The sequence below is a fragment of the Micromonospora sp. DT44 genome, from assembly GCF_049841635.1.
Classification (GTDB): domain Bacteria; phylum Actinomycetota; class Actinomycetes; order Mycobacteriales; family Micromonosporaceae; genus Micromonospora.
In genome coordinates, this window is sequence record NZ_JBNCKS010000021.1 from 20,380 (window position 1) to 40,073 (window position 19,694).

General features: G+C 69.9%; 23 protein-coding genes. 17 read left to right on the forward strand and 6 right to left on the reverse strand.

Features of this window, described 5'->3' with window-relative positions:
- The first annotated feature begins 6 nt into the window (after positions 1-6).
- The 12 genes from ACLQ25_RS14310 (at position 7) to ACLQ25_RS14365 (ending at position 9,525) form a co-directional block, all read left to right on the forward strand.
- Positions 7-1,161, forward strand: coding sequence for an MFS transporter (locus ACLQ25_RS14310; protein ID WP_425731361.1), 1,155 nt, complete (start codon positions 7-9; stop codon positions 1,159-1,161).
- An 18-nt stretch (positions 1,162-1,179) separates the two neighbouring features.
- Entirely contained in the window at positions 1,180-2,118 is a 939-nt protein-coding gene (gene rarD, locus ACLQ25_RS14315; RefSeq protein ID WP_425731362.1) for an EamA family transporter RarD, read from the forward strand.
- Between the two features lie 186 nt (positions 2,119-2,304).
- Positions 2,305-2,640 (forward strand): hypothetical protein, encoded by a 336-nt coding sequence (locus tag ACLQ25_RS14320; protein ID WP_425731363.1) that lies wholly within the window; start codon positions 2,305-2,307, stop codon positions 2,638-2,640.
- A gap of 17 nt (positions 2,641-2,657) precedes the next feature.
- Positions 2,658-2,960: a pore-forming ESAT-6 family protein gene (locus ACLQ25_RS14325; protein ID WP_355049252.1), complete on the forward strand. Its 303-nt coding sequence runs from the start codon at positions 2,658-2,660 to the stop codon at positions 2,958-2,960.
- 38 nt (positions 2,961-2,998) lie between these two features.
- The gene (locus tag ACLQ25_RS14330) at positions 2,999-3,358 is read left to right on the forward strand and encodes a DUF6507 family protein (protein ID WP_425731364.1); all 360 of its coding nucleotides are present in this window, start codon (positions 2,999-3,001) and stop codon (positions 3,356-3,358) included.
- The gene (locus ACLQ25_RS14335; RefSeq protein ID WP_425731365.1) at positions 3,355-5,727 is read left to right on the forward strand and encodes a hypothetical protein; all 2,373 of its coding nucleotides are present in this window, start codon (positions 3,355-3,357) and stop codon (positions 5,725-5,727) included. The genes ACLQ25_RS14330 and ACLQ25_RS14335 overlap by 4 nt, the downstream gene beginning before the upstream one ends.
- Entirely contained in the window at positions 5,724-6,413 is a 690-nt protein-coding gene (locus tag ACLQ25_RS14340) for a hypothetical protein (protein WP_425731366.1), read from the forward strand. The genes ACLQ25_RS14335 and ACLQ25_RS14340 overlap by 4 nt, the downstream gene beginning before the upstream one ends.
- A 210-nt stretch (positions 6,414-6,623) precedes the next feature.
- The gene (locus tag ACLQ25_RS14345) at positions 6,624-7,280 is read left to right on the forward strand and encodes a hypothetical protein (RefSeq protein ID WP_425731367.1); all 657 of its coding nucleotides are present in this window, start codon (positions 6,624-6,626) and stop codon (positions 7,278-7,280) included.
- A 19-nt stretch (positions 7,281-7,299) separates the two neighbouring features.
- Positions 7,300-7,596, forward strand: coding sequence for a hypothetical protein (locus ACLQ25_RS14350; protein ID WP_425731368.1), 297 nt, complete (start codon positions 7,300-7,302; stop codon positions 7,594-7,596).
- 42 nt (positions 7,597-7,638) lie between these two features.
- Complete coding sequence (locus ACLQ25_RS14355; RefSeq protein WP_425731369.1) at positions 7,639-7,989, forward strand: hypothetical protein; 351 nt, start codon at positions 7,639-7,641, stop codon at positions 7,987-7,989.
- A 50-nt stretch (positions 7,990-8,039) separates the two neighbouring features.
- Positions 8,040-8,879: a helix-turn-helix domain-containing protein gene (locus ACLQ25_RS14360; RefSeq protein ID WP_425731370.1), complete on the forward strand. Its 840-nt coding sequence runs from the start codon at positions 8,040-8,042 to the stop codon at positions 8,877-8,879.
- A gap of 64 nt (positions 8,880-8,943) precedes the next feature.
- Positions 8,944-9,525 (forward strand): dihydrofolate reductase family protein, encoded by a 582-nt coding sequence (locus ACLQ25_RS14365; RefSeq protein WP_425731371.1) that lies wholly within the window; start codon positions 8,944-8,946, stop codon positions 9,523-9,525.
- 26 nt (positions 9,526-9,551) lie between these two features.
- Here ACLQ25_RS14365 and ACLQ25_RS14370 read toward each other — a convergent pair whose 3' ends face one another.
- From ACLQ25_RS14370 to eccCb, 3 genes are read right to left on the reverse strand one after another with little or no spacing between them, the layout of a single operon-like run.
- Positions 9,552-10,511, reverse strand: coding sequence for a DUF6177 family protein (locus ACLQ25_RS14370; protein WP_425731372.1), 960 nt, complete (start codon positions 10,509-10,511; stop codon positions 9,552-9,554).
- Entirely contained in the window at positions 10,508-10,867 is a 360-nt protein-coding gene (locus tag ACLQ25_RS14375; RefSeq protein ID WP_425731373.1) for a hypothetical protein, read from the reverse strand. The genes ACLQ25_RS14370 and ACLQ25_RS14375 overlap by 4 nt, the downstream gene beginning before the upstream one ends.
- Entirely contained in the window at positions 10,867-13,281 is a 2,415-nt protein-coding gene (gene eccCb, locus ACLQ25_RS14380; protein ID WP_425731374.1) for a type VII secretion protein EccCb, read from the reverse strand. Before eccCb ends, ACLQ25_RS14375 begins: the two co-directional genes overlap by 1 nt.
- A 16-nt stretch (positions 13,282-13,297) precedes the next feature.
- Here eccCb and ACLQ25_RS14385 point away from each other — a divergent pair, with 16 nt between their 5' ends.
- Both ACLQ25_RS14385 and ACLQ25_RS14390 read left to right on the forward strand, forming a co-directional pair.
- Entirely contained in the window at positions 13,298-13,465 is a 168-nt protein-coding gene (locus ACLQ25_RS14385) for a VOC family protein (RefSeq protein WP_425731435.1), read from the forward strand.
- 38 nt (positions 13,466-13,503) lie between these two features.
- The gene (locus tag ACLQ25_RS14390) at positions 13,504-14,061 is read left to right on the forward strand and encodes a DUF4240 domain-containing protein (protein ID WP_425731375.1); all 558 of its coding nucleotides are present in this window, start codon (positions 13,504-13,506) and stop codon (positions 14,059-14,061) included.
- 4 nt (positions 14,062-14,065) lie between these two features.
- Here ACLQ25_RS14390 and ACLQ25_RS14395 read toward each other — a convergent pair whose 3' ends face one another.
- Positions 14,066-14,683, reverse strand: coding sequence for a pyridoxamine 5'-phosphate oxidase family protein (locus tag ACLQ25_RS14395; RefSeq protein WP_425731376.1), 618 nt, complete (start codon positions 14,681-14,683; stop codon positions 14,066-14,068).
- A 165-nt stretch (positions 14,684-14,848) separates the two neighbouring features.
- On the opposite strand from ACLQ25_RS14395, the gene ACLQ25_RS14400 reads away from it, so the two are divergent.
- Genes ACLQ25_RS14400 through ACLQ25_RS14410 form a run of 3 tightly spaced genes read left to right on the forward strand, consistent with a single transcriptional unit; the run spans position 14,849 to position 17,009 of the window.
- A complete protein-coding gene (locus ACLQ25_RS14400) occupies positions 14,849-15,349 on the forward strand; it encodes a DUF2231 domain-containing protein (RefSeq protein ID WP_425731377.1) in 501 nt (166 codons plus the stop codon).
- Complete coding sequence (locus tag ACLQ25_RS14405; RefSeq protein WP_425731378.1) at positions 15,346-15,894, forward strand: Hsp20/alpha crystallin family protein; 549 nt, start codon at positions 15,346-15,348, stop codon at positions 15,892-15,894. Before ACLQ25_RS14400 ends, ACLQ25_RS14405 begins: the two co-directional genes overlap by 4 nt.
- 8 nt (positions 15,895-15,902) lie before the next feature.
- A complete protein-coding gene (locus tag ACLQ25_RS14410) occupies positions 15,903-17,009 on the forward strand; it encodes a glycosyltransferase family 9 protein (protein WP_425731379.1) in 1,107 nt (368 codons plus the stop codon).
- Here the strand turns inward: ACLQ25_RS14410 and ACLQ25_RS14415 are convergent.
- Both ACLQ25_RS14415 and rfaE2 read right to left on the reverse strand, forming a co-directional pair.
- The gene (locus ACLQ25_RS14415; protein WP_425731380.1) at positions 16,999-17,874 is read right to left on the reverse strand and encodes a glycosyltransferase; all 876 of its coding nucleotides are present in this window, start codon (positions 17,872-17,874) and stop codon (positions 16,999-17,001) included. The genes ACLQ25_RS14410 and ACLQ25_RS14415 overlap by 11 nt on opposite strands.
- The gene (gene rfaE2 / locus ACLQ25_RS14420) at positions 17,871-19,667 is read right to left on the reverse strand and encodes a D-glycero-beta-D-manno-heptose 1-phosphate adenylyltransferase (protein ID WP_425731381.1); all 1,797 of its coding nucleotides are present in this window, start codon (positions 19,665-19,667) and stop codon (positions 17,871-17,873) included. The genes ACLQ25_RS14415 and rfaE2 overlap by 4 nt, the downstream gene beginning before the upstream one ends.
- Between the last annotated feature and the right edge of the window lie 27 nt (positions 19,668-19,694).

Genomic DNA, 19,694 nt, shown 5'->3' on the forward strand with positions numbered 1-19,694 from the left:
CCAGCGGTGGCGCTGGTCGAGAATGTGGACGAACAGCCGTCGGCGTGGCGGCGGATGCGCCTGTGGGGCGCGGCACACGCGGTCGACGACCTTTACCAGGGTCTGGTGCCGGCCTGCGTGCCGTACTTCGTACTGGACCGCCATTTCAGCTACGTCGCCGCTGGCGGCCTCACGCTCGCCGCGACGCTGGGCAGCTCCATTCCTCAACCATTCATCGGCGTCGCCGTCGACCGCTATCGGCTCGACTGGATGGCTGGTGCGGGAGTGACGCTCGCCGGAGTCGGGCTCGGTCTTTCCGGTCTCGTGCACAGCTACGTGGTGGTCTGGCTGCTGCTCTGCGTGTCGGGAATCGGCGTGGCGATGTTCCATCCGGCCGCGGGAAAGTCGGCTCGGGTGGCGGCGGGCGAGAGCGCCACCGCGATGAGTATCTTCGCCGCTGGGGGCAGCGTCGGATTCTTCCTGGCACCGGTCCTTGCCACTCCCGCACTGATCGCGATGGGCGTCGGAGCGACCGTGCTCTTCATCCCGCCGGCCGTGCTCATGGGCTTCCTGCTGTACCGGAGTCGGCTGCGGCGGCCGGCCGCGCGCAGCGTCACGCGCAACGGCCGTGACCGCTGGATTCCCTTCCTCGTGCTGACCTGCATCGAGACTGTCAGGTCGGTCGCCTTCTTCGGCGCGATCACTTTCATCGAGTTGCTCTGGATACGCCATCTGGGCGCGGGCAAGAGTCTCGCCGGTACGGCGCTGGCGTGCTTCCTGGTCGGCGGGGTGGCCGGAACGCTGCTTGGGGGCCGGATCGCCGACCGCGTCGGGATGGTCCGCACCGTGCAGCTCGGTGCGATCCTCGCCGTTCCCGCCCTCATCGGCCTGCGGCTCACGCCCGGGGAGTACCCGCCGCTCGTCTTCGCCGTGCTGGCCGGCATCGTCCTGAACATTCCGTTCGCCGTACTGGTCAAGCTGGGCCAGGACTATCTGCCGACGCGGCCCGGCACTGCCGCAGGGGTGACCCTCGGGCTCGCCGTGAGCATCGGCGGCCTCCTCGCGCCCGTTCTCGGTGTGGCGGCGGAAACCTGGGGTCCCCAGGCAGTGTTCACCATCCTCTGTCTGATCCCTCTGGTGGCGTTGGCTCTCGGCATGTTCCTCACCGAGCCTGAGCAGTGAAGCGGCACGGAGCACCGGATGGCCCGCATCGCATCTCTGCCGGCGAGGACCGCGCCGGCCGGCGACCGCCGCACCAGCACGGGCGTGCTGGCCGGAACCGCGGCGTACTTCATCTGGGGTCTACTGACTCTCTACTGGCCGCTGCTGGAGCCGGCGCCGGCGTTGGAGATCCTCGCCCACCGCATCGTCTGGTCGCTGGTCTTCGTCGTCATCGTGCTGGCGATCCAGCGCGACCTCACGTGGTTGCGGGTGATACACCGTCAGCCCCGAGTGCTGGCGCTGTTGGCGGGCGCCGGCTGTTTCGTGGGCGCGAACTGGGGCCTCTACATCTGGGCTGTCAACAGCGGGCGAGTGATCGAGGCAGCCCTCGGCTACTACATCAACCCGCTTTTCAGCGCCCTTCTCGGTCTGGTGGTGCTGCGTGAGCGGATGGCGATCGCGCAGTGGGCCGGCGTGGCCCTGGCCACGGCGGGCGTGGTGTGGCTGGGGATCGACGCCGGACGACCGCCGTGGGTGGCGATCGGACTCGCCGCGACCTTCGGAATCTACGGGTTGTTTCGAAAGTGGGTGGCTATGCCGAGTTGGCGGGCTTTGGCGGTGGAGACCGCCGCTCTGGCCGTTCCGGCCGCCACGTACATCACCATTTTGTCGACTACCGGTCAGAGCCACTTCGGGGGCGGCACGGTCCAGTCGGCATTGTTTGTCAGCACCGGCCTGATCACCGCAGTGCCGCTTGTCCTCTTCGGCTTCGCCGCCGTCCGGACGCCGCTGACGGTCCTCGGGATGCTTCAGTTCCTGCTGCCGACCATACAGTTCCTAGTCGGCTACTTCGGACTGCACGAGTCGATCAGTATCGTTGGTCTGGGCGCCTACTCCCTGGTGTGGGCTGGTGCGGCGTTCTTCCTGGTCTCCCACTCCTGGCGGCAGGCCCGCCCTGGGGACCACCGCCAGGCGTAGGCCCTCATCGCCGAAGGGCTGTCCCGCTCGGTACATGTCGGCTTGTCAGCCGCCGGCTCCTCGGACATGCGTCGGCACGGGCGGCGTCGCCAACTGTCAGCCTGCGCGAAATTCATCCACAGCGATGTAGCGTGGATCTCGTAGCATTGATGGCGGACATTCGCTCGAGGAGCGGGGAGTGGTGGCATGAAGTTCGACGTGGGGGCGCAGACGCTCGGCAGTCTGACCAAGCAGACGCAGGGTTCCTCCGATGATCTCGGTTCTCTAATCAAGCAGTTGATCGCTGCGGCGGAGCCGTTGCAGGGCAACTTCAACGGGGCCGGACGGGTGGCATTCGATTCGTTCAAGGCCAACGCCGATTCGATCACCGCCGAACTCAACTCGGCTCTCGGTGCGATTCTGGGCGGCCAGAGTGGAATGGACTCCTCGTTCGGCCAGGGTGACACCGAGATGTCGGACAATGCCAGGTCGTCCGAGGGCACCGCGAACTTCGACGCCGCCAGGTTCTCCAGCAGCCGCTGACACGGGGAGTGACAGTCATGACAGACCGACGCAGTTTCGACACCGGCACCTCGCAGCAGGTCCAAGGTGACCTCGCCGGCATCATCGGTCGGCTCGAGTCGCTGATCTCGCAGCGCAGCTCCGACGTCGCCGCGGCGATGGCCGACTTCCAGGCCGATGGGGTGTCCGAGGAGTACCGGACGGTCGAGGACCGGTGGAACCGGGCAGCGGGCGAGGTCCGCACGATCATCGACCTGGTCAAAACCACCATGACCAAGAACGACGAGACGGCGAACACCACGCTGTCCCGGGCCCGTTCCGCGGTGCAGTCGATCGGTTGAGTCGTTATCCGACGAGTTGTTGACGAGGGAGCACGAGCGTGAGCGCGTGGGATATCTCCCCCGGTGGAGTGCGCGACGTCCTGACTCGTACACATGCCGCGGCCATGCCTTTCGAGGGGCAGATGACGAGCTTGAACTCGGCGTTGGAGGGATCCGCCTCCGAGTCCAGTTCGGAGATCGTGGGCCAGGCGCTTCAGGGCTTCGTCGAGTCGATTCGGACGGATCTCGAGTTCGTGTTCACTCGCACGGGGGCGTGCATGCAGGCAGCGGCGCAGGCGACGAACGCCTACGTCGAAGGTGATCTGGAGATGGCCGCGAACGCGCAGCGCAGCGCCGCGGCGGCACCCGACCCGTCGGCCACGATGCCGGGGCCGGGCCGTGGGGCGGTGCCCCGATGATCAACCCTGGGGAGATTCCGCAGATCCCCGGCAACATGGACACGCTGGCTACCCATGCCCAGACGGTCCGGACCGTCGGCGTGGATTTCGCCAACACCGGCCAGGCGGTCGACAGCACCTGGCAGGGGCTGGCGGCGGTGTACAAGGCACCGGAGGCGGCGCAGCTCTTCGCCGCCACCGGCCCGGTGCGTACGGTGTCGGCCTCGGTGGGCGAGGACATCCAGGCCGTCGGGGCCGCGCTGGCCACGTACGCCACCGAGGTCAAGGAGATCAAGGCTCAACTCGCCGCCTTGAAGGGCCAGGCGGAGGAGTTCGTCGGCTCGGTCAAGGACGACGAGGACTGGCGCGAGGACCAGGGCAAGGTCGACAAGCACAACGGCCTGATCACCGCCGTGAACACGCAGGTGGCCGCGTTCTTCGAGGCGCAGCGCAAGTGCGCCAACACCATCAACGCCCTGTACGGCGGCCGTCAGTACCGGGCCGACAACGCCGACGGCCAGGCCGAAGACGGCGAGTACGGCTTCACCGCCGACACGCTCAACGCCGCCGCCGGTGAGGACGACGCCCTGCCGTGGGGCAGCAACGAGGAGCACGACCGCGGCTTCTGGGGCGACGTGGGGGCGTACTTCGTCGGCATGGGCATCAGTTTCGTCACCATGCTTCAAGACCTGGGCGGGCTGATCGGCCGCGATCCCACCACCGGCGAATGGAGCTGGGGCACCGCCGGTCAGTCGTGGCTGGGGCTCGGCAAGTTCGTGTGGGCGGTCTCCATCTACGTCAACCCGGTGACGATCGTGATCGACCAGACGGTCGGCATGCCGTTCATGGAGCAGCGCGAGGCGGGAAACCTCCTGCTCAACGCGGGCAAGACCATCATCGCGTACGACACGTGGGGCGAGGACAAGTCGAAGGCGGCCGGCATGGCCACCTTCAACATCTTCTCGGCGGTCGTGGGCACCAAGGGTGCCGCCTCCGGGCTGCGCGGTGCGGGCGCGGCGGTCAACACCATTCGCGGCAGCGCCACCGCCGCGCGGGTTAGCGCCGCGCTGGTCCGCACCGGAAACTGGCTCGACAAACTGCCCACCGTGGGCGAGGTGGCCATCAACCTCGCCAGGAAGTTCGACATCAAGATTCCGCAGCTCGGGTTGGTTCCGGCGATCGCCGGCGACGTGCCGATCGGGCGTGGCTTCGAAGTCGAGATGCCCAACGTCCGCGGTGGCGACGCGATGCACATGGACGGGGGCAACGGGCCGGGCGGCCACGTACCTGGCGGGAACACGCCGGGCGGTCACGTCCCAGGCGACCTGACGCCCGGTGGGCATATCCCGGAGGGCAACGCCCCCGGTGGGCACATCCCTGACGGCAATACGCCGGGCGTCAACCTGCCTGAGGGCAATACCCCTGGTGGCAACCTCCCAGAGGGCAACGGGCCGGGTGGCAATCTGCCGGACGGCAACGGGCCTGGTGGCAACGTGCCGGACGGCAACGCCCCCGACGGGAACCCGCCGGGCGGAGGTAACGCCGATCGCGGGCGGGATCTCACGCCGGATGAGCAGCAGCGGTTCGTTGATCAGGCCGAGCGGCTCAATCCGGCAGCGAGGGCCCAGGCGTTGGAGTTGCTCGCCCGCAGCGACCTGCCGGACGGTGTGGCCAACCGCGCCGTCCGGGACTTCGTCGAACTACAGGATTCCGGACGATTGGCAGGCAGTGCGGATCGGCAGGCCCAGGTTCTGCGCGACATGATGGAACAGTTGGGTGGCGACCGTTCCGCGGCAGTGGGAGCGGCCGCTGAGCTACGTGCCGCGAACGAGGTTCTCAACAGCCCCGACCTGATGCCTGGCTCGAAGATCGGTATCAGCGTCAAGAATGAGCTTGTCGATCTCGGCAACGGTAAAGTGGTCAGTACCGGTGACGTCCCCGAGTCGGATCTGGTGTACCAGACCAGGGACGGCAAGGTGCATTTGGACGAGGTCAAGGCGACCGCGCAGACGGTGGCCAATAAGATCAGTGAGAACCCCGATCAGCTGCGCCGGCTGGTTACATGGCGGGGTGAAAATCCCGCAGGACGGGCAGTGAGCTACCGCATCGGGACCGACGAGGGGTTGAAGGGCCTGTTCAGCATGACCAAAACTGAGCCGAAGGCGTATGCGATCGACCGGATTGCCAATGCGGACCTGCCGGTCCAGATTGGTGGACGCACGTTGACTCCGGATCAGCTGCGCCAACTGCGTGAGGCGGCGGAGCAGGCGGCAGCCGATCCAGCGCACCCCATGAAGAGAGGCCAGTCCGGGGCCTGGTTCGACGAGCACATGCCCAACCTCGCTGCGGCACGCGACTTCCTCAGGCCCTATGGAGTTGACTTCCTGTGAGCGAATCTTTGGTACCGCCCGAACTGTTGGCCCTGCCGCCCTCGTGGCAGGCGGCGGAGTCTGGGCGACGTCACCCCGTGATTAGGGACCTGCCGGCCGATCCTGAACACCGGGCGCTGGCGCTCTCGGCCTTGGAAGCGTGTCTTGCCTTTCAAGTGAACTCCGCCGCTCGTTACGGCGACGACCCGAACTGGGGGTTGCCCGAGGCGTTCTCCAACGACGACTGGTTCCTGCTGCAGATTAGGCTCAAACGACGGCTGCCGACCCTCGCCGACGTGACGCGCACGAAGGTGCGTGACTGGCTGCAGGAGGACGACGTGGCGGAGATCCTCGACGTCACGTGGACCGAGCCCTCGGATGAGTTCGTCGAGGCGGTCGGGCAGATGTGGGCGACTTTCATCGTCAATGGCCTGACCGAGGATCTGCTCCGTTGGCTGGAGTTGGTCGCACGGGATCATCTGGATGTCGTAGAGCGCGCCAGGGCGCTCGATCTCCTCAAAACGACCACGCCGCGCCTGCCGTGGGGTTACACGATCGAGACAATTCCGGTAATTCTGAGTCTCGGCGGGTCGGCTGAGCGTCCCTACTTTGACCAGTTGGCGAATGATCCGGACCTACATGAGAAAACCCGCGCCGAGGCAGCAAGCAAGCGGTGGCTTATCGACAGCAAGCGCGCGCGAGCCTAGCGTGTCACTGCTCTTGAGACCCGGGAACCATCGTCAGCCGATGAAGCAGCCACCCCGACAGCCAGTTCATCCCGAAACTACTCAGCTGTCATCCCTCCGCCGAGAATGACCCCCAGCGAAAGCTTCGTCGCGGATAGTTGAGTGAGACAGGTCCCTTATGGAGTTGGTCCAGTGGCTGGTCCCTGGGTTGCCCCCGAAATACTGGCCGCCGTGCCAGTTCCGTGGCGGCTGGCGGATCCCGTCGAACGTGGCAAGGCGACCTCCGAGCTGCCGCCCGACCCGCTGCACCGGGTCGAGGCTCTGACGGCGTTGGAGACCTGCCTCGCGTACCTGGTGGACGTCCGGGACCGTCACGGCGACGAGGCCGACTGGGGGCTTCCGAGGGCGTTCTTCGACGACTACTGGTTCATCCTGTATTCACGGCTCAAGCAGTCGATGCCGACCCTCGCCGACGTCACACCCGAGCGGGTGCGCGACTGGGCCGAGGTGTACCTGGACCCGAAGGACGTCTTCGGCGTCACGTGGACGACGCCACCAGACGAGGTGATCGACAGCATCGGTCGATCGTGGGTCTTCTTCATTCTGCAGGGCGCGACGGAGAGTCTGATCCGCTGGCTCCGCCGGTTGGGGCCTGATCACCTGGACGATGCGGGACGAGCCCGGGTGGTCGACCTGCTCAAGGAGGCCACGCCTCGCCTGCAGTGGCGTCTGACAATCATCACCATTCCAACGATTCTCGATCTCGGCGGCCCGGACGAGAAGGGCTACCTCGACCGCCTAATTAACGATCCGTGTCTCCACAAGAAGACCCGCGCCGAGGCGGAGAGCGTCAGCTCGTTCATCGACCGCCAACCCGAGTCGATCTAGTTATCTCGGGAGGAGGATCGTGAGTGTTTCGAGCTATCTGGTGTGTCCGTCACGCCAGTTGATGATCGGGCTTGGTAAGCGGCTGCGAGAGCAGAGTGGGACGGTCATCGGATTCTCCATCGGCCACCACTTGACCTCCGAAGATCTCCAGCTGTCGCAGGTGCTCTGGAGGTTTCTCGCCGACACCGCCGGTTCCGAACTGGTCGTCAAGTTCAGCGACGACGGGAACTTCGAGGAGATCGCGGGCTATCGCGAGGTCGGCGGCGACGAGTACGGCGACATCACGATCGAGGACTACGCGCGCGGAGGCCTCTAGGGTCGCCCGCGGAGCAGACCGGATTGGCGGGGCAAGGCACCTATGCCGAACTACGTGCAGATCTATTTCGGGTCCATCGAGGACCGCGAGCGGGTGGCCGACCAGGTCAGTTCGGCCCTGGGTATCCCGTTCGAGCCGTCCGACAAGCCGTACGCCGATTACCTGGGCAGGACGGAGGACCTGGCGCTCGACTTCAAGGTGGGGCACGAGCTGGAGGACGACGCGGGGATCCCGTTCGAGGACATGCCGTACGTGCTGACGGTCCGGGACTTTCAGCGAGGCCACATGGACGAGCCGGCTGCGAGAGAGATGTTCGCAGAGTTGCAGAGGCTGGGCTATCGACCGATGTACCTCGTCAGAGGCCTTCAGGAGATTCTCGAGTCCGTCGACTGAATCGACGTGCCGAGGCGGTATGCCGGCGGGGCGTCGGCGATACTTCCGAGATGGAGTACGTGTCCAGGGTGCCGCGACCGCCGCTGGACGCGCTGATCGACGATCTCTATTACCTGGAGGGTTCGTCGCCGTACGCCCGGCTGATGCTGCCGCCGATGCCGGCGGCGCTGCTCATCGTCAACCTCGGGCCACCGTTTCGCATCCGTGCCGGCACCGACATCGAGACGGCCGAGTACGTCGACGGCTGTGTCGTCACCACTCCCACCCGCGCCGTGGAGTTCGGGTACCCACTCCGGACCCGTTCCGTCGGCGTGCACGTCAAGCCGTGGGGACTGGCGCCGTTCCTGCCGATGCCCGCGGTCGAGCTGTGCGACCGGCCGGTGACGTTGGAACAGGTGTGGGGCCGGCCCGCCATTGCCGAGCTGTGCGACCGGCTGGCTACGGCAGACGGACCGCACCGGATGCTGACGCTGCTCGAGGAGGAGCTGATGCGACGGCTGCGCGAGACCAGCGGCCTGGGGTTGGTTCGCCATACGAGCAGTGTCATCGCCGCGACCAGCGGGGCAGTGGCTATCGACGACCTGAGAGTCTCGGCCGGTGTCAGCAGCACGTACCTGGCTCAGCGGTTCAAGGATCACGTCGGCGTTACTCCGAAGCGGCTGGCCCGCACCTACCGCTTCGCCGCCACCGTGCTCACGATCGACCCCGCCGGACCGGTTGACTGGGCCGAGCTCGCCAGCGGCGCTGGCTACTTCGACCAGGCTCACTTCGGCCACGAGTTCCGAGCGTTCACCGGGCTCACACCGACCCGGTACGTCGAAGTCCGGCGGCGGTTTTTGCGTGAGCACCCCGGCCACGTGTTGGACGGTTGGCCGCTGCCGGTCGATTGATTTTCTACAAGAGCGGCAGCTCACGGCACGCTACCTTGGGGCGTCTCAGAGCAGAGGAGAGCCTGTGGGCAAGGTGGTCATGTACGGCTCGGTGTCGGTGGACGGCTTCGTCGCGGACGACAGCGACCAGCCCGGACCGCTCTTCGACTGGCTGTCGAGCGGTGACGTACCGCTGGACGAGAGCGGCATGGTGAAGGTCTCGCAGACGTCCTACGACTACACCCGGCCGTACTGGGACCAGATCGGGGTGACGGTCGTCGGCCGCCACGTCTTCGACCTGACGGACGGCTGGGACGGGAAGCCGCCCAGCGGGATCGACCATGTGGTCGTCGTGACGCACCGGCCGCCGCCCGAGAGCTGGGACCCGGCGGCACCGTTCCACTTCGTCGACGGCGTCGAGACGGCCGTGGCCCGGGCGCAGGAGCTTGCGGGTGACCGCGTGGTCGAGGTCGCCGCTGGCGATGTCGGAGGCCAGGTGCTTGCCGCGGGCCTGATCAACGAGGTACGCATGGACGTCGTACCCGTGGTGCTCGGCTCCGGGAAGCGCTACTTCGGGTCGGTCGACGCGCAGCACCTGCTGGAGGATCCGGACGTGGTGATTCAGGGGAACCGGGTGCTCCACCTGCGCTACCAGGTGCGCCGCTGACCGGTGTTCGTCAGGCGATCGGCGAGTCAGCCGCCCGAACCGCCGTTCAGGCCGTAGCGACGCAGCACCGCGCCGAGCGTCTCGTACGGCGCACCCGGACCGCCGTCCAGTCGGTACCACCACGCGCGTCGGGCTCCCCGCCCGAGGGGGCGACCCACCACCACCTCCTGCTCGGACTCGACGGGGTTTTCGTGGTGGCCGACGAGGATGCCCCACGGCAGCGCCGGCATGCTCGGTCGGCTCGACCGCAGCCCGCCGGATCGGCCCGGATGCACGGTCACGATCATGCTGCGGGCGGTACCCGCCAGCTTCTCGGCGAGACCTTCGAGCGTCGCCGCGTCGACGACCGACAGGGGCGGGCCGGCCAACCGGAGTTGTTCGCGGACGCCGACGTCGACCCGCTCGACCGTCAGGACCCCGAGCGTCGCCGACCCGTCGACGCCGCCGACGACGGTCAGGCTGGTGGGTGCCGGCGCGCGCGTTCGACAGAACGCGGTGAGTTCGTGGCGTGACCACGGTTCGGTGACCGGTTCCGCGACGCCCCAACCGGTCGGCTCTGCGCCGGTGAGGGCGCGGACGGCGGCCTCGGTGCTGGCGCCCAGCCGCAGGGCCTCGGTGGCGGGGTGCATGGTGACGATCTGGATCTCCAGGCCACCCGTCCACGGTGTGTTCGTGGGCAGTGTTCCAGCGGTCTGCGCGGCGTTGGATCTGGCGAAGCGGTGACCGTCCCAGCGCAGCGGCAACCCGGTGAGGCCGTCCCGGTGCTCCTCGCCCGCCCGCACCACCCACTGGCCCTGCGCCTTGGCGAGCATCGTCTCGAGCGGGTACGTGATGACGCCGTCCACTGGCGTGACGACCTGGAGCAGCAGACCGTCGCGTACCGCGTCGACGGCCGCCTGCGCGAGCCACGGTGCCAGGCCGACCACCGGGCGGTCCTGGTGCAGGACGACGGCCCGGTCGGTGATCGTGTCGGTCGCGCCGTTCATCGGCTCTCCCATGTCAGCCCTCCGGTGATCTCGACCAGCGCGGCGGTGAAGCGGCGGGCGACGTCCGCGGCCTGCGGGTCCGCGCCCGGCGTCCGGCTCTCCACCCACCACGCCGGCTCGGGTACGTCGTCGGCCGGGGCGAGGCCCAGGAGCCGCCGAGCCTCCCCGGGTACGCGCACCAGACGCGCGGCCTCGACGCTCAGCAGGAGCCGCCCGTCGACGGGGTCGAACAGTTGCACCAGCCCGACCGCCTGGACGGTGTCCATCTTCAGCTCGGAGCCGGCCGCGAGCAGGGCCCCGAGCATCGCGGCCGCATCGGGCTCGGCGCGACACAGCGCCACCGTGTCGAACGTCATCAGTGCTCCTTCGTCTCGCCGGTGAACGCGGTCTGCACCATGCGGGGACCGTCGCCGGGGCGGATCAGTTGCGCGCGGCCGGTCGGCAGGACCATGGGCCGCACGCCGGAGAACAGTTGGCCCTCCGTCCGGTCGCCCGACATGAGCAGGCTGAGGCAGCCGGCCTCCCGTACGGCCAGCGGGAACGGCTCGAACAGGCCGCGTGAGGCACCCGCCACCCGGCGGGCCATCACGACGTGCAGCCCGGTGTCGCGGCCGGCCGCCACGTGCGGCACCAGCGCGCCGAGCGGCTGTGTGGCCGAAGCGGCCAGGATGTCGTAGTCGTCGATGAGCAGCACGATCCGGGTACGCGCCGCCTCAGGTGACTGCCGTTTCGCCAGCTCGTCGGAGACCGCCTTGGAGAGTTGCTGGGCGAGCGCGGGGTTCGGGGCGTACCCGCCGCAGTAGTGGTCGGGCACCACGTCGGCGAGGGCACGGCGCGGGTCGAACACGGCGAAGACGAGTTCCTCGGAGTCGTACTGGCTCATCAACTCCTCGGCGACCAGCCGCAGCAGGTTCGTCTTGCCCGTCCGGGGGTCCCCGAGCACGAGGAGGTGCTGGTCGCGGCCGAAGAGGTCGACAGCGGCGGTGGAGAAGTCGTGCTCGTAGCGGCCGAAGGGAACCACCCCGTGACCGGAGGGAGCGCCGGCCAGGTCGGCTACGGGAAGCACGGCGGGCAGGACCCGTACCGGCGGCGGCAGCGCGCCCGTCCAGGCCGCCCGTACCGATCGGGCGGCCGCGACCAGACCGGCGACCGCCGGGTCGGCGACCCCGTCCAGTCGGGGAAGCGCCACCTGGGCGAACAACTTCTCGCTGGTCAACGCCCGGCCGGGCTGGTCCGGTGGTACGGCGCGGGCCTGCCGGCCGTCGATGCTGGACTCGGCGGGCTCGGTGAGCCGCAGCTCGACGCGGTTGGCGAAGGCGACCTGCTGGGCGGCGCGGACCTCGTTCCAGCGCCGGGCCGCGCCGACCACGTGGATGCCGTAGCGACCGCCCCGGGCGAGCAGGCCGTGCACCTTGGCTTCGAGACCTTCGAACTCCGCGTTGAGCTGTCCGTAGCCGTCGATCAGCAACACCACGTCGACGCAGCCGACCTCGGCGCGCACGGCTTCGTCGGCGTTTCGCAGGTCCTCGACCGTGTCGAACTGGTGCCGGCTGAAGATGCGCTGCCGGCGGGTGAGCATCGCGTGTACCTCGTCGACGACCCGGCGGACCCGCTCACGGTCCTCACGACCGGCGACGCCGCCGACGTGGGGCAGCTCGGCGAGCCCCGACAGGCCGTTTCCCAGCAGGTCGATGCCGTAGATCCCGACGTCGGTGGGACGGTGGGTGGTGGCCAGGCCGAGGGCGAGGGTCCGCAGCGCCGTCGTCTTGCCGCTGCCGGGTCCGCCCAGGATGAGCAGGTTGCCGCCGCTCCCCGCGAGGTTCAGCACCCAGGGGCCCTGCCACTGGCGGGCCGGGTCGTCGAGTCGGCCCAGCGGAACCGGCAACCCACCGCCGGGCAGCGGGCTCATCCCCAGGCGTACACCGTCCGGGGTGGTGCTCACCCCGCCGCCTATCTCGTCGAGGGTGAGCAGGGACGGCAGGGGCGGTAGCCAGATCGCCGGGACGTGCTGCCCGCTCGCCGCCATCTGCCGTACCACCGTGGACAGCAGGGTCGGTCCCGTGGTACGCCGGGTGGCCGTCGGCTCGTCCGGCGCGCTCTCGTCGACGTCGGCGCGGGCGGTTCCGAACATCGGCATCGGTTTCGCCAGCGGTCCGACGATCGGGGCGAGTTCGGCGTCCGCGCCGTCGTCGAGCGGGCCGGACACGTAGGCAGCCTTGAACCGCTGGTAAATCGACACGTCGACCTTCAGGTACCCGTTTCCGGGCAGCGGCGGCAGGTGAAACGCGTCGACCGTGTCGAGGACGGTGCGTGACTCGATCTCGGTGAGCGTACGCAGGCCGATCCGGTAGGCGAGATAGTTCTCCAGGCCGCGCATCTTGCCCTGCTCGACGCGCTGGCTGGACAGCAGCAGGTGCACGCCGATGGACCGCCCGATCCGACCGATGCGCAGGAACAGGTCGATGAACTCCGACTTGGCGGCGAGCAGCTCACCGAACTCGTCGATGAGCACGAGGAGGTGGGGCAGTGGGGGCAGCTCTTTGCGCTCACCCTGGGCGCGGAGCATGTGGTACTCGGTGATGTCGGTGACCTTGCCGGCGTCGGCGAGCACCTGTTGACGGCGCTGCACCTCGCCGTCGAGGCTCGTGTACATCCGCTCCACCAGTGCCGCGTCGGCGGCGAGGTTGGTGATCAGCCCGGCCAGGTGCGGTAGGTCGCTGAACGGCGCGAAGGTGGCCCCGCCCTTGTAGTCCACGAGGACCATCGCCATCCGCTCCGGCGAGTGCCTGCTCCGCCTCGACGCGGATACCACGGAGGAGGCGGACGCGATCGTCGAGCGGGCGCGTGCCGCCGGCGCCGAGGTGGTCGTCGAACCGATCGCACAGCCCTGGGGGTACTCGGGTGTCTTCGCCGACCCGGACGGTCACCTGTGGATGGTGTCGACCGCTGCGTGACTGGCGGGAGTGTCGGTTATGCGACGTACGGTCCGGGCGTGACTGTGACCACCGATGCCACCGGAACGTTGCCGACCTCTGCCGACGAGGCCCGGCTGTGGGCGCTCATCGAGTCGGCCTGGGCGGAGCTGGGCGCGGAGCCGCAGGCGCTGCGGCGAGCCCTCGTCGAGCGCGATCCGGCCGACGATGACGACGAGCCCGACGAGGATGACCCGTCGTCCGCGATCGACAGGTGGTTGTCCCCCTTCCTGGACCGCCTGGCGCACCTGAGCGCCGAACTGTCCACGCAGGAGCTGACCGATCTCGACCGGGTGGTGGAGCGCAAGCTGCACGACATCGACCGGGAGGACATCCACGAGGTCACCGACGGCTCGGACGACGGCTTTCTCTACTGCCGGGGCTTCATCGTCGCTCTCGGCCGTGACTACTACGAGGCGGTCCGGGCCACACCCGCCCTCGCCGTGCTCGACGCGGAGTGCGAGAGCATGTGCTACTTCTTCGCCCACCTGCACAACGACCGGTTCGGTTCGTGGCCGGAGACCGGCTCCGGCATCTCCCGTGAGTCGTTCGGCAATCCGGCCGGCTGGTCGAGCTGACCGCCTAGACGTAGATCTTCTTGGCGTACTCCGGGCCGTAGTGCCTCTCCAGCTCTTCCAGGCTCTCGACGGGCGCCTCGACCTCCTTGATCAGGCGGGCACGGGTCGGCAGGACGTCGGGCTGCCAGCTCTCGGGCTGCCACAGCGCGGACCGCAGGAACGCCTTCGCGCAGTGGTAGAAGATCTGCTCGATCTCGACCACCACGGCGAGCACCGGCCGGTGGCCCTTGACCACCATGTCGTCGAACCAGGGCGCGTCGCGGACGAGGCGGGCCCGCCCGTTGATGCGCAGCGTGTCGGTGCGGCCCGGGATCAGGAAGAGCAGCCCAACGTGCGGGTTGTCGAGGATGTTCTGGTAGCCGTCCGCGCGCTTGTTGCCCGGACGTTCCGGCAGCACGATTGTCGTGTCGTCGAGCACCAGCGCGAACCCGGCCGGGTCGCCCTTGGGGGAGACGTCGCAGCTTCCGTCCGCGCCGGCCGTCGCCACCAGGCAGAACGGCGCGGCGGCGAGCCACTGGCGGTCGCGTTCGTGCAGGCGGGGGCGGTCCTTGTTGGCGGCCCGAGGGTGTGGTGTCCCGAGCAGCTCGCGTAGTTCCTCGTGTGTGGTGATCTCCACCGTCACGTGATCCTCCCTGAGCCGTTGACCAGGGTGGCGGGCGCGCCACCGTCACCAGCCTAGGCCCGCGTGGCCATCGAGGTTTGCCCCGGACCGCCAGGGGTACGGCCTCACGCGACACGCCCGCCGCACGTACCGTCCGCAGGAGCGCCGACCAGTGGAGGCCGGGACATGGAGAGCCGACTCAAGGTGCTGGGTCACCCAGTCCATCCGATGCTTGTCATGTTCCCGGTCGCGTTGCTGGTCACGGCGGTGCTCTTCGACATCATCGACACGGTCGGCGGGCCCGACTTCCTCGGCGAGGTCGCGTACTGGAACATCACCGTCGGTCTGATCGGCGGCCTGCTCGCCGCGGCGGCCGGCTCGTTCGACCTGCTGGCGATCCCGACCGGCACCCGCGCGAAGAGGGTGGGTCTGCTGCACGCGGGCGCGAACGTCGCGGTGATCCTGCTCTTCGCCGCCGTCTGGGCGGTCCGGCTCAACGCGGACTCGCGGGCCGCCGGCGGCGCGCTGATCGCCATCGAGGTGGTCGCGGTGGCGATCCTCGGCATCAGCGCCTGGCTCGGTGGCGAGCTTGTCGACCGGCTCGGTGTGGGCGTCGACCGCGACGCCGACCTGGACGCGCCCAGCTCACTGCGACCCACGACCCAGCGGATCGGAGACGTGCGATGACCGAGCAGCAGGCCGGTGGTTTCGGTCGGGGATGGCGCAACCGGCAGCAGGGCTGGGACCCGATGGGCGAGTTGCAGTCGCTGCGCGCCGAGCTGAGCCGGTTGGTCGGGGGCCGGGCCGGGGCGTCCGACGTCGAGCTGACCGAGACCGCGGACGGTTGGCAGGTCGTCGTGCGGTTGCCCGGCGTCGCCCCGGAGGAGGTCGCCGTCGAGCTGGACGACCGCGAGTTGTGCGTGCGGGGCCGCTCCGAGGCGGAGGTCAACGCCGACCAGGGCATCCCCGGTGGCTTCGAGACCCGGGGTTTCGAGTACCGCGTCGACCTGCCGTCGCGGGTCGACCCGGAGGGCATCGACGCGGTGATGGACCACGGGCTGCTGCGGGTCCACCTGCCCCGGGCGGCGCGGCCCGCGCCGCGCACCATCACCGTCGGCCGCACCGGGCCGCGCTCCGGCGGCCTGTCCGGGGGTACGCCGGTTCCGGCCGACCCCGCTGCGGACCGGGAGCTGCACCACCCGGACACCGCCGGCGAGATCGACCGGCCGTAGCGGGCCAGGTGGTCACCCCGTCCCTGCTCGGTCCGACGGCCGGGCGAGTCGAAGACGTGCGGCGGATCGCCGTACTCCGCGCCAACGCCCTCGGCGACTTCATCTTCGTCCTCCCGGCGTTGGACGCGCTGCGTGCCGCGTACCCCTCGGCGGAGATCGTGTTGCTCGGAGCGCCGTGGCACGCGAAGCTCTGGCGCGATCGGCCCGGCCCGGTGGACCGGGTGCTGGTGGTGCCGCCGGGGCCGGGCATCCGCGAGCCGGTGGCCGACGAGTCGGCCGCGACGATTGACGACTTCGTGGCGGCGGCCCGGGATGAGGGCTTCGATCTGGCGGTGCAGATACACGGTGGCGGCGCAAACTCCAACCCGTTCGTCAGTCGGCTCGGCGCCCGGGTGACCGTCGGGCTGCGCGCCGAGGACGCGCCGCCGCTGGACCGGTGGGTCCGCTACGTGTACTACCAGCACGAGGTGATCCGCTACCTGGAGACGGTGGCGCTGGTGGGCGCTCCGGCCACCACGATCGTGCCGACGCTGGCGGTCACCGACGCGGACCGGAGCGAGGCGGAGCGGGTGCTCGGCCCGCCGGAGCGACCCCGGGTGGCGTTGCATCCCGGTGCCAGCGACACCCGACGGCGCTGGCCGGCCGAACGGTTCGCCGAGGTGGCGGACGCGCTGCACGACGACGGCTACGAGGTGCTGGTGACCGGTACGCCGGCGGAGCGGGACGTCGTGGACCGGGTGGTCGCGGCGGCCGGGGCGCCGGTCCGGCCGCAGGTGGGCACACTCAGCCTCGGCGGGCTGGCCGGCTGCTACGCCGACTGCGCGCTGGTCGTCTCGAACGACACCGGTCCGCTGCACCTGGCCGCCGCGGTGGGGGCTCCCACGGTGGGCATCTTCTGGGTCGGCAACCTGATCAACACGGCGAACCCGCTGCGCGGCCGGCACCGACCGATCACCTCGTGGATGGTGCACTGCCCGATCTGCGGGGTGGACTGCACGCCCGGCATCTACCCGCACCGGCCGGGCGACGGCGAGTGCCCGCACCGCGACTCGTTCGTCACCGACGTCCCCGTGGCCGAGGTGCGCGAAGCGGCCCGCGAACTGCTCAACCCGTAATCAAGCCCTCGTCGGCGAGGACGACCTCCCACGCCTCCACGTCCCGTTCGGTGACCGTGGTGGGGGTTTCCAGGTGGTAGGCGCCGCTGGGCAGGATGCCCGCCCCGCCGTGCCGGGCCAGCACCGCGAGCTGGGCGGCCACGTCCTCACCCTGGTGTCTCTCCTGCACCCGACGCCAGAAGTCGAACCCGCCCGAGTCGAGGAGCTTGGCCCGGTCGTAGAGCACGCAGCCGCCGATCCAGGACACCTTGTACGCCCGCCACGCGCCCGGCGGCAGCCCCACCCCGGCGGTGACGTGCAGCAGATTGGCCGCCGAGTGGATCCGGGCGCGATCCCACTCGACGCTGCCCGGGCGGATCCGCTCCGGCGCGGGCGGTCCCGCCCACTCCTCGTAGTGCCCGTGCGCGTCCGGACGTACGTCGTCGACGTACGACAGACCGTGCACACCGTTGCCCACGAACCCGCAGCCCAGCTCCTCGATCGCGGCGACCAGCCGGCGCAGCGCCCCCGGCTCCAGCCAGACGTCGTCGTCGAGGTTGAGCACGTACCGGGCGGCCGACGCGTCGAGCAGGTACGCCCGGTGCTCGGCCAGTCCCCGACGTGGCAGCCGGCGGGTCAGCAGCACCGGGTGGCCGGCGTGCCGCAGCGCCCGGACCATGGTGGCCGCGGCCGGGTGGGCGTACGCCGGGTCGCCGTCGGACTGGTCGCTGACCACCACGCCGAAGCCGGGCACCCCCTCCTGCGCGGCGAGCCCGGCCAGGGTGACGGCCAGCTCGGTGGGCCGGTTCCGGGTCGGGATCAGCACGTCGACGAGCCGGTCGACGCGGAACTCCGCCGGCACGCCGAGGGCGAGGGGCCGGTTCACGACGCCTGGGTACGGGTGCTCAACGACGGATCGGAGGCGTACGTCGCCGGGTCCTGACCGTGGGACCGGATCCGTTCGATGATCGCGGAGGTGGACCGGTCCGCCACGTACCCGAGGGTTCGCACCTGACCGCCGAGCCGCCGTACCAGCGGCGCTTCCGGCACCAGCTCGGGCGGATAGTCCCCGCCCTTGACGTAGACGTCCGGCCGGACCGCCTCGATCAGCGCGGCGGGCGAGTCCTCCTCGAAGACCACCACGTGGTCCACGCACGACAGCGCGGCCAGCAGGGCGCCACGGTCCTCGACCGGGTTGACCGGCCGGTCCGGGCCCTTGAGCCGACGTACGCTGCCGTCCGAGTTGACCGCCACGATGAGCAGGTCGCCCAGGGCGCGGGCCTGCTCCAGGTAGCGCACGTGCCCGGGGTGCAGCACGTCGAAGCAGCCGTTGGTGAACACCACCGACCGTCCCGCCTCGCGGTGTTCGGCGACGATCGTGTCCAACTCGTCGGTGCCGACCACGGCCGGGTGCCCGCTGGCTTCCGGCGGCATGTCGAGCGCGGCGAGCAGGTCGTCGCGCAGGCACACGCAGGTGCCGGTGTCGGAGACCGTGATGGTGGCCGCGAGCTGGGCGAGTTGCGCGGCGGTGGGCAGCGGCGCGGCGGCGGCCAGGGCCAGGGTCATCGCCGCCAGGTAGGCGTCTCCCGCTCCCACGGCGTGGCTCGCCGGGACCGGGGTGCTGTGGCTGCGCCGCCGCTCGCCGTCCGCGCCGCCGACCACCGCGCCGTCGGTGTCCAGGGTCACCGCGACCACGTCCGCCCCCGTGTGGGCGTGCAACTCCGCCAGGCGCGACTCGGCCAGCACGGCCCGGTCCACACCCGCTCCGGCCTCGGTGTTCACGGTGACGCCCGTCCCGGTGACGCTGAGACCGTCGCCGGTGAGGGCCACCCGACTCTCGCCCGGCGTGGGTTCGCCGACCGGGCCGGGACGGTCGTCGGCGCGGGCCCCGCCCGGGGCGGCCCCCACGCTCAACTCGGACGGCCCGTCGGCCGGGTCGATGTCGGGGTGCTCCAGGTGCAGGTCGGTACCGGCCGTCGTACGGGTCGCGCCACCGGCACGGGCCAGCAACCGGGTCGCCTCGGCGAAGCTCGGGGTGACCACGGTCGGCGCGAGTCCCCGCCAGTCGGCGAGGTCGTGGGCGTCCAGCGCGACCGTGGCGTACCGCTCGCGGTTCTCGACCAGCCACGCGCGGACCGGCGGGGGCAGCGCCCCCAGGCCGTAGTCGCAGACCACCAGGGTCGGCGCCTCGCCGTCGGCGGCGGCGCGCAGCTCCTCGGTGGCGCAGTCCAGCGCCGTGAGCAGCCGGGTCACGCCGTCCGGGTCGAGCGCGTCGTCGGGGTCACCCGAATCCTCCCGGAGCAGGATCTGGTTGCCGGCCAGCATCCGCCGCTTCACGGGAGTGGGTCGGCCAGGTTGGTTGACGGTACGGTCCCAGACGCCGGCCCGGTCCAGACAGTCGTGCAGTTCGTCCCCGGCGACGTCCGCGCCGACCGGCGCCACCAGCACGGCCCGTCCGCCGAGGGTGGCGACGTTGACGGCGGTGTTCGCGGCCCCACCGGCGGCGGAGATCCGCCGACGCAAAGTCAGGACCGGGGCGGGCGCCTCCCGGCAGAGCCGGTCGGACTCGGCGAACCGCCACTCGTCCAGCATGGCGTCACCGACGATCAGGACCGGACGCCCGAGCCAGCTCTCCACGACGGTGGCGAGCCTGCGCTGTTCCGCTGCTGCTCCTGCCATGCCTCCCCGGGTCCCCAGCGGCCCCCG

Excerpts from the sequence above, each read along its gene's own strand:
- rarD (WP_425731362.1), top strand. The coding sequence starts at position 1,180 with ATGGCCCGCATCGCATCTCTGCCGGCGAGGACCGCGCCGGCCGGCGAC.
- ACLQ25_RS14320 (WP_425731363.1), top strand. The coding sequence starts at position 2,305 with ATGAAGTTCGACGTGGGGGCGCAGACGCTCGGCAGTCTGACCAAGCAG.
- ACLQ25_RS14325 (WP_355049252.1), top strand. The coding sequence starts at position 2,658 with ATGACAGACCGACGCAGTTTCGACACCGGCACCTCGCAGCAGGTCCAA.
- ACLQ25_RS14335 (WP_425731365.1), top strand. The coding sequence starts at position 3,355 with ATGATCAACCCTGGGGAGATTCCGCAGATCCCCGGCAACATGGACACG.
- ACLQ25_RS14355 (WP_425731369.1), top strand. The coding sequence starts at position 7,639 with ATGCCGAACTACGTGCAGATCTATTTCGGGTCCATCGAGGACCGCGAG.
- ACLQ25_RS14360 (WP_425731370.1), top strand. The coding sequence starts at position 8,040 with ATGGAGTACGTGTCCAGGGTGCCGCGACCGCCGCTGGACGCGCTGATC.
- ACLQ25_RS14370 (WP_425731372.1), bottom strand. The coding sequence starts at position 10,511 with ATGAACGGCGCGACCGACACGATCACCGACCGGGCCGTCGTCCTGCAC.
- ACLQ25_RS14375 (WP_425731373.1), bottom strand. The coding sequence starts at position 10,867 with ATGACGTTCGACACGGTGGCGCTGTGTCGCGCCGAGCCCGATGCGGCC.
- eccCb (WP_425731374.1), bottom strand. The coding sequence starts at position 13,281 with ATGGCGATGGTCCTCGTGGACTACAAGGGCGGGGCCACCTTCGCGCCG.
- ACLQ25_RS14400 (WP_425731377.1), top strand. The coding sequence starts at position 14,849 with ATGGAGAGCCGACTCAAGGTGCTGGGTCACCCAGTCCATCCGATGCTT.
- ACLQ25_RS14405 (WP_425731378.1), top strand. The coding sequence starts at position 15,346 with ATGACCGAGCAGCAGGCCGGTGGTTTCGGTCGGGGATGGCGCAACCGG.
- rfaE2 (WP_425731381.1), bottom strand. The coding sequence starts at position 19,667 with ATGGCAGGAGCAGCAGCGGAACAGCGCAGGCTCGCCACCGTCGTGGAG.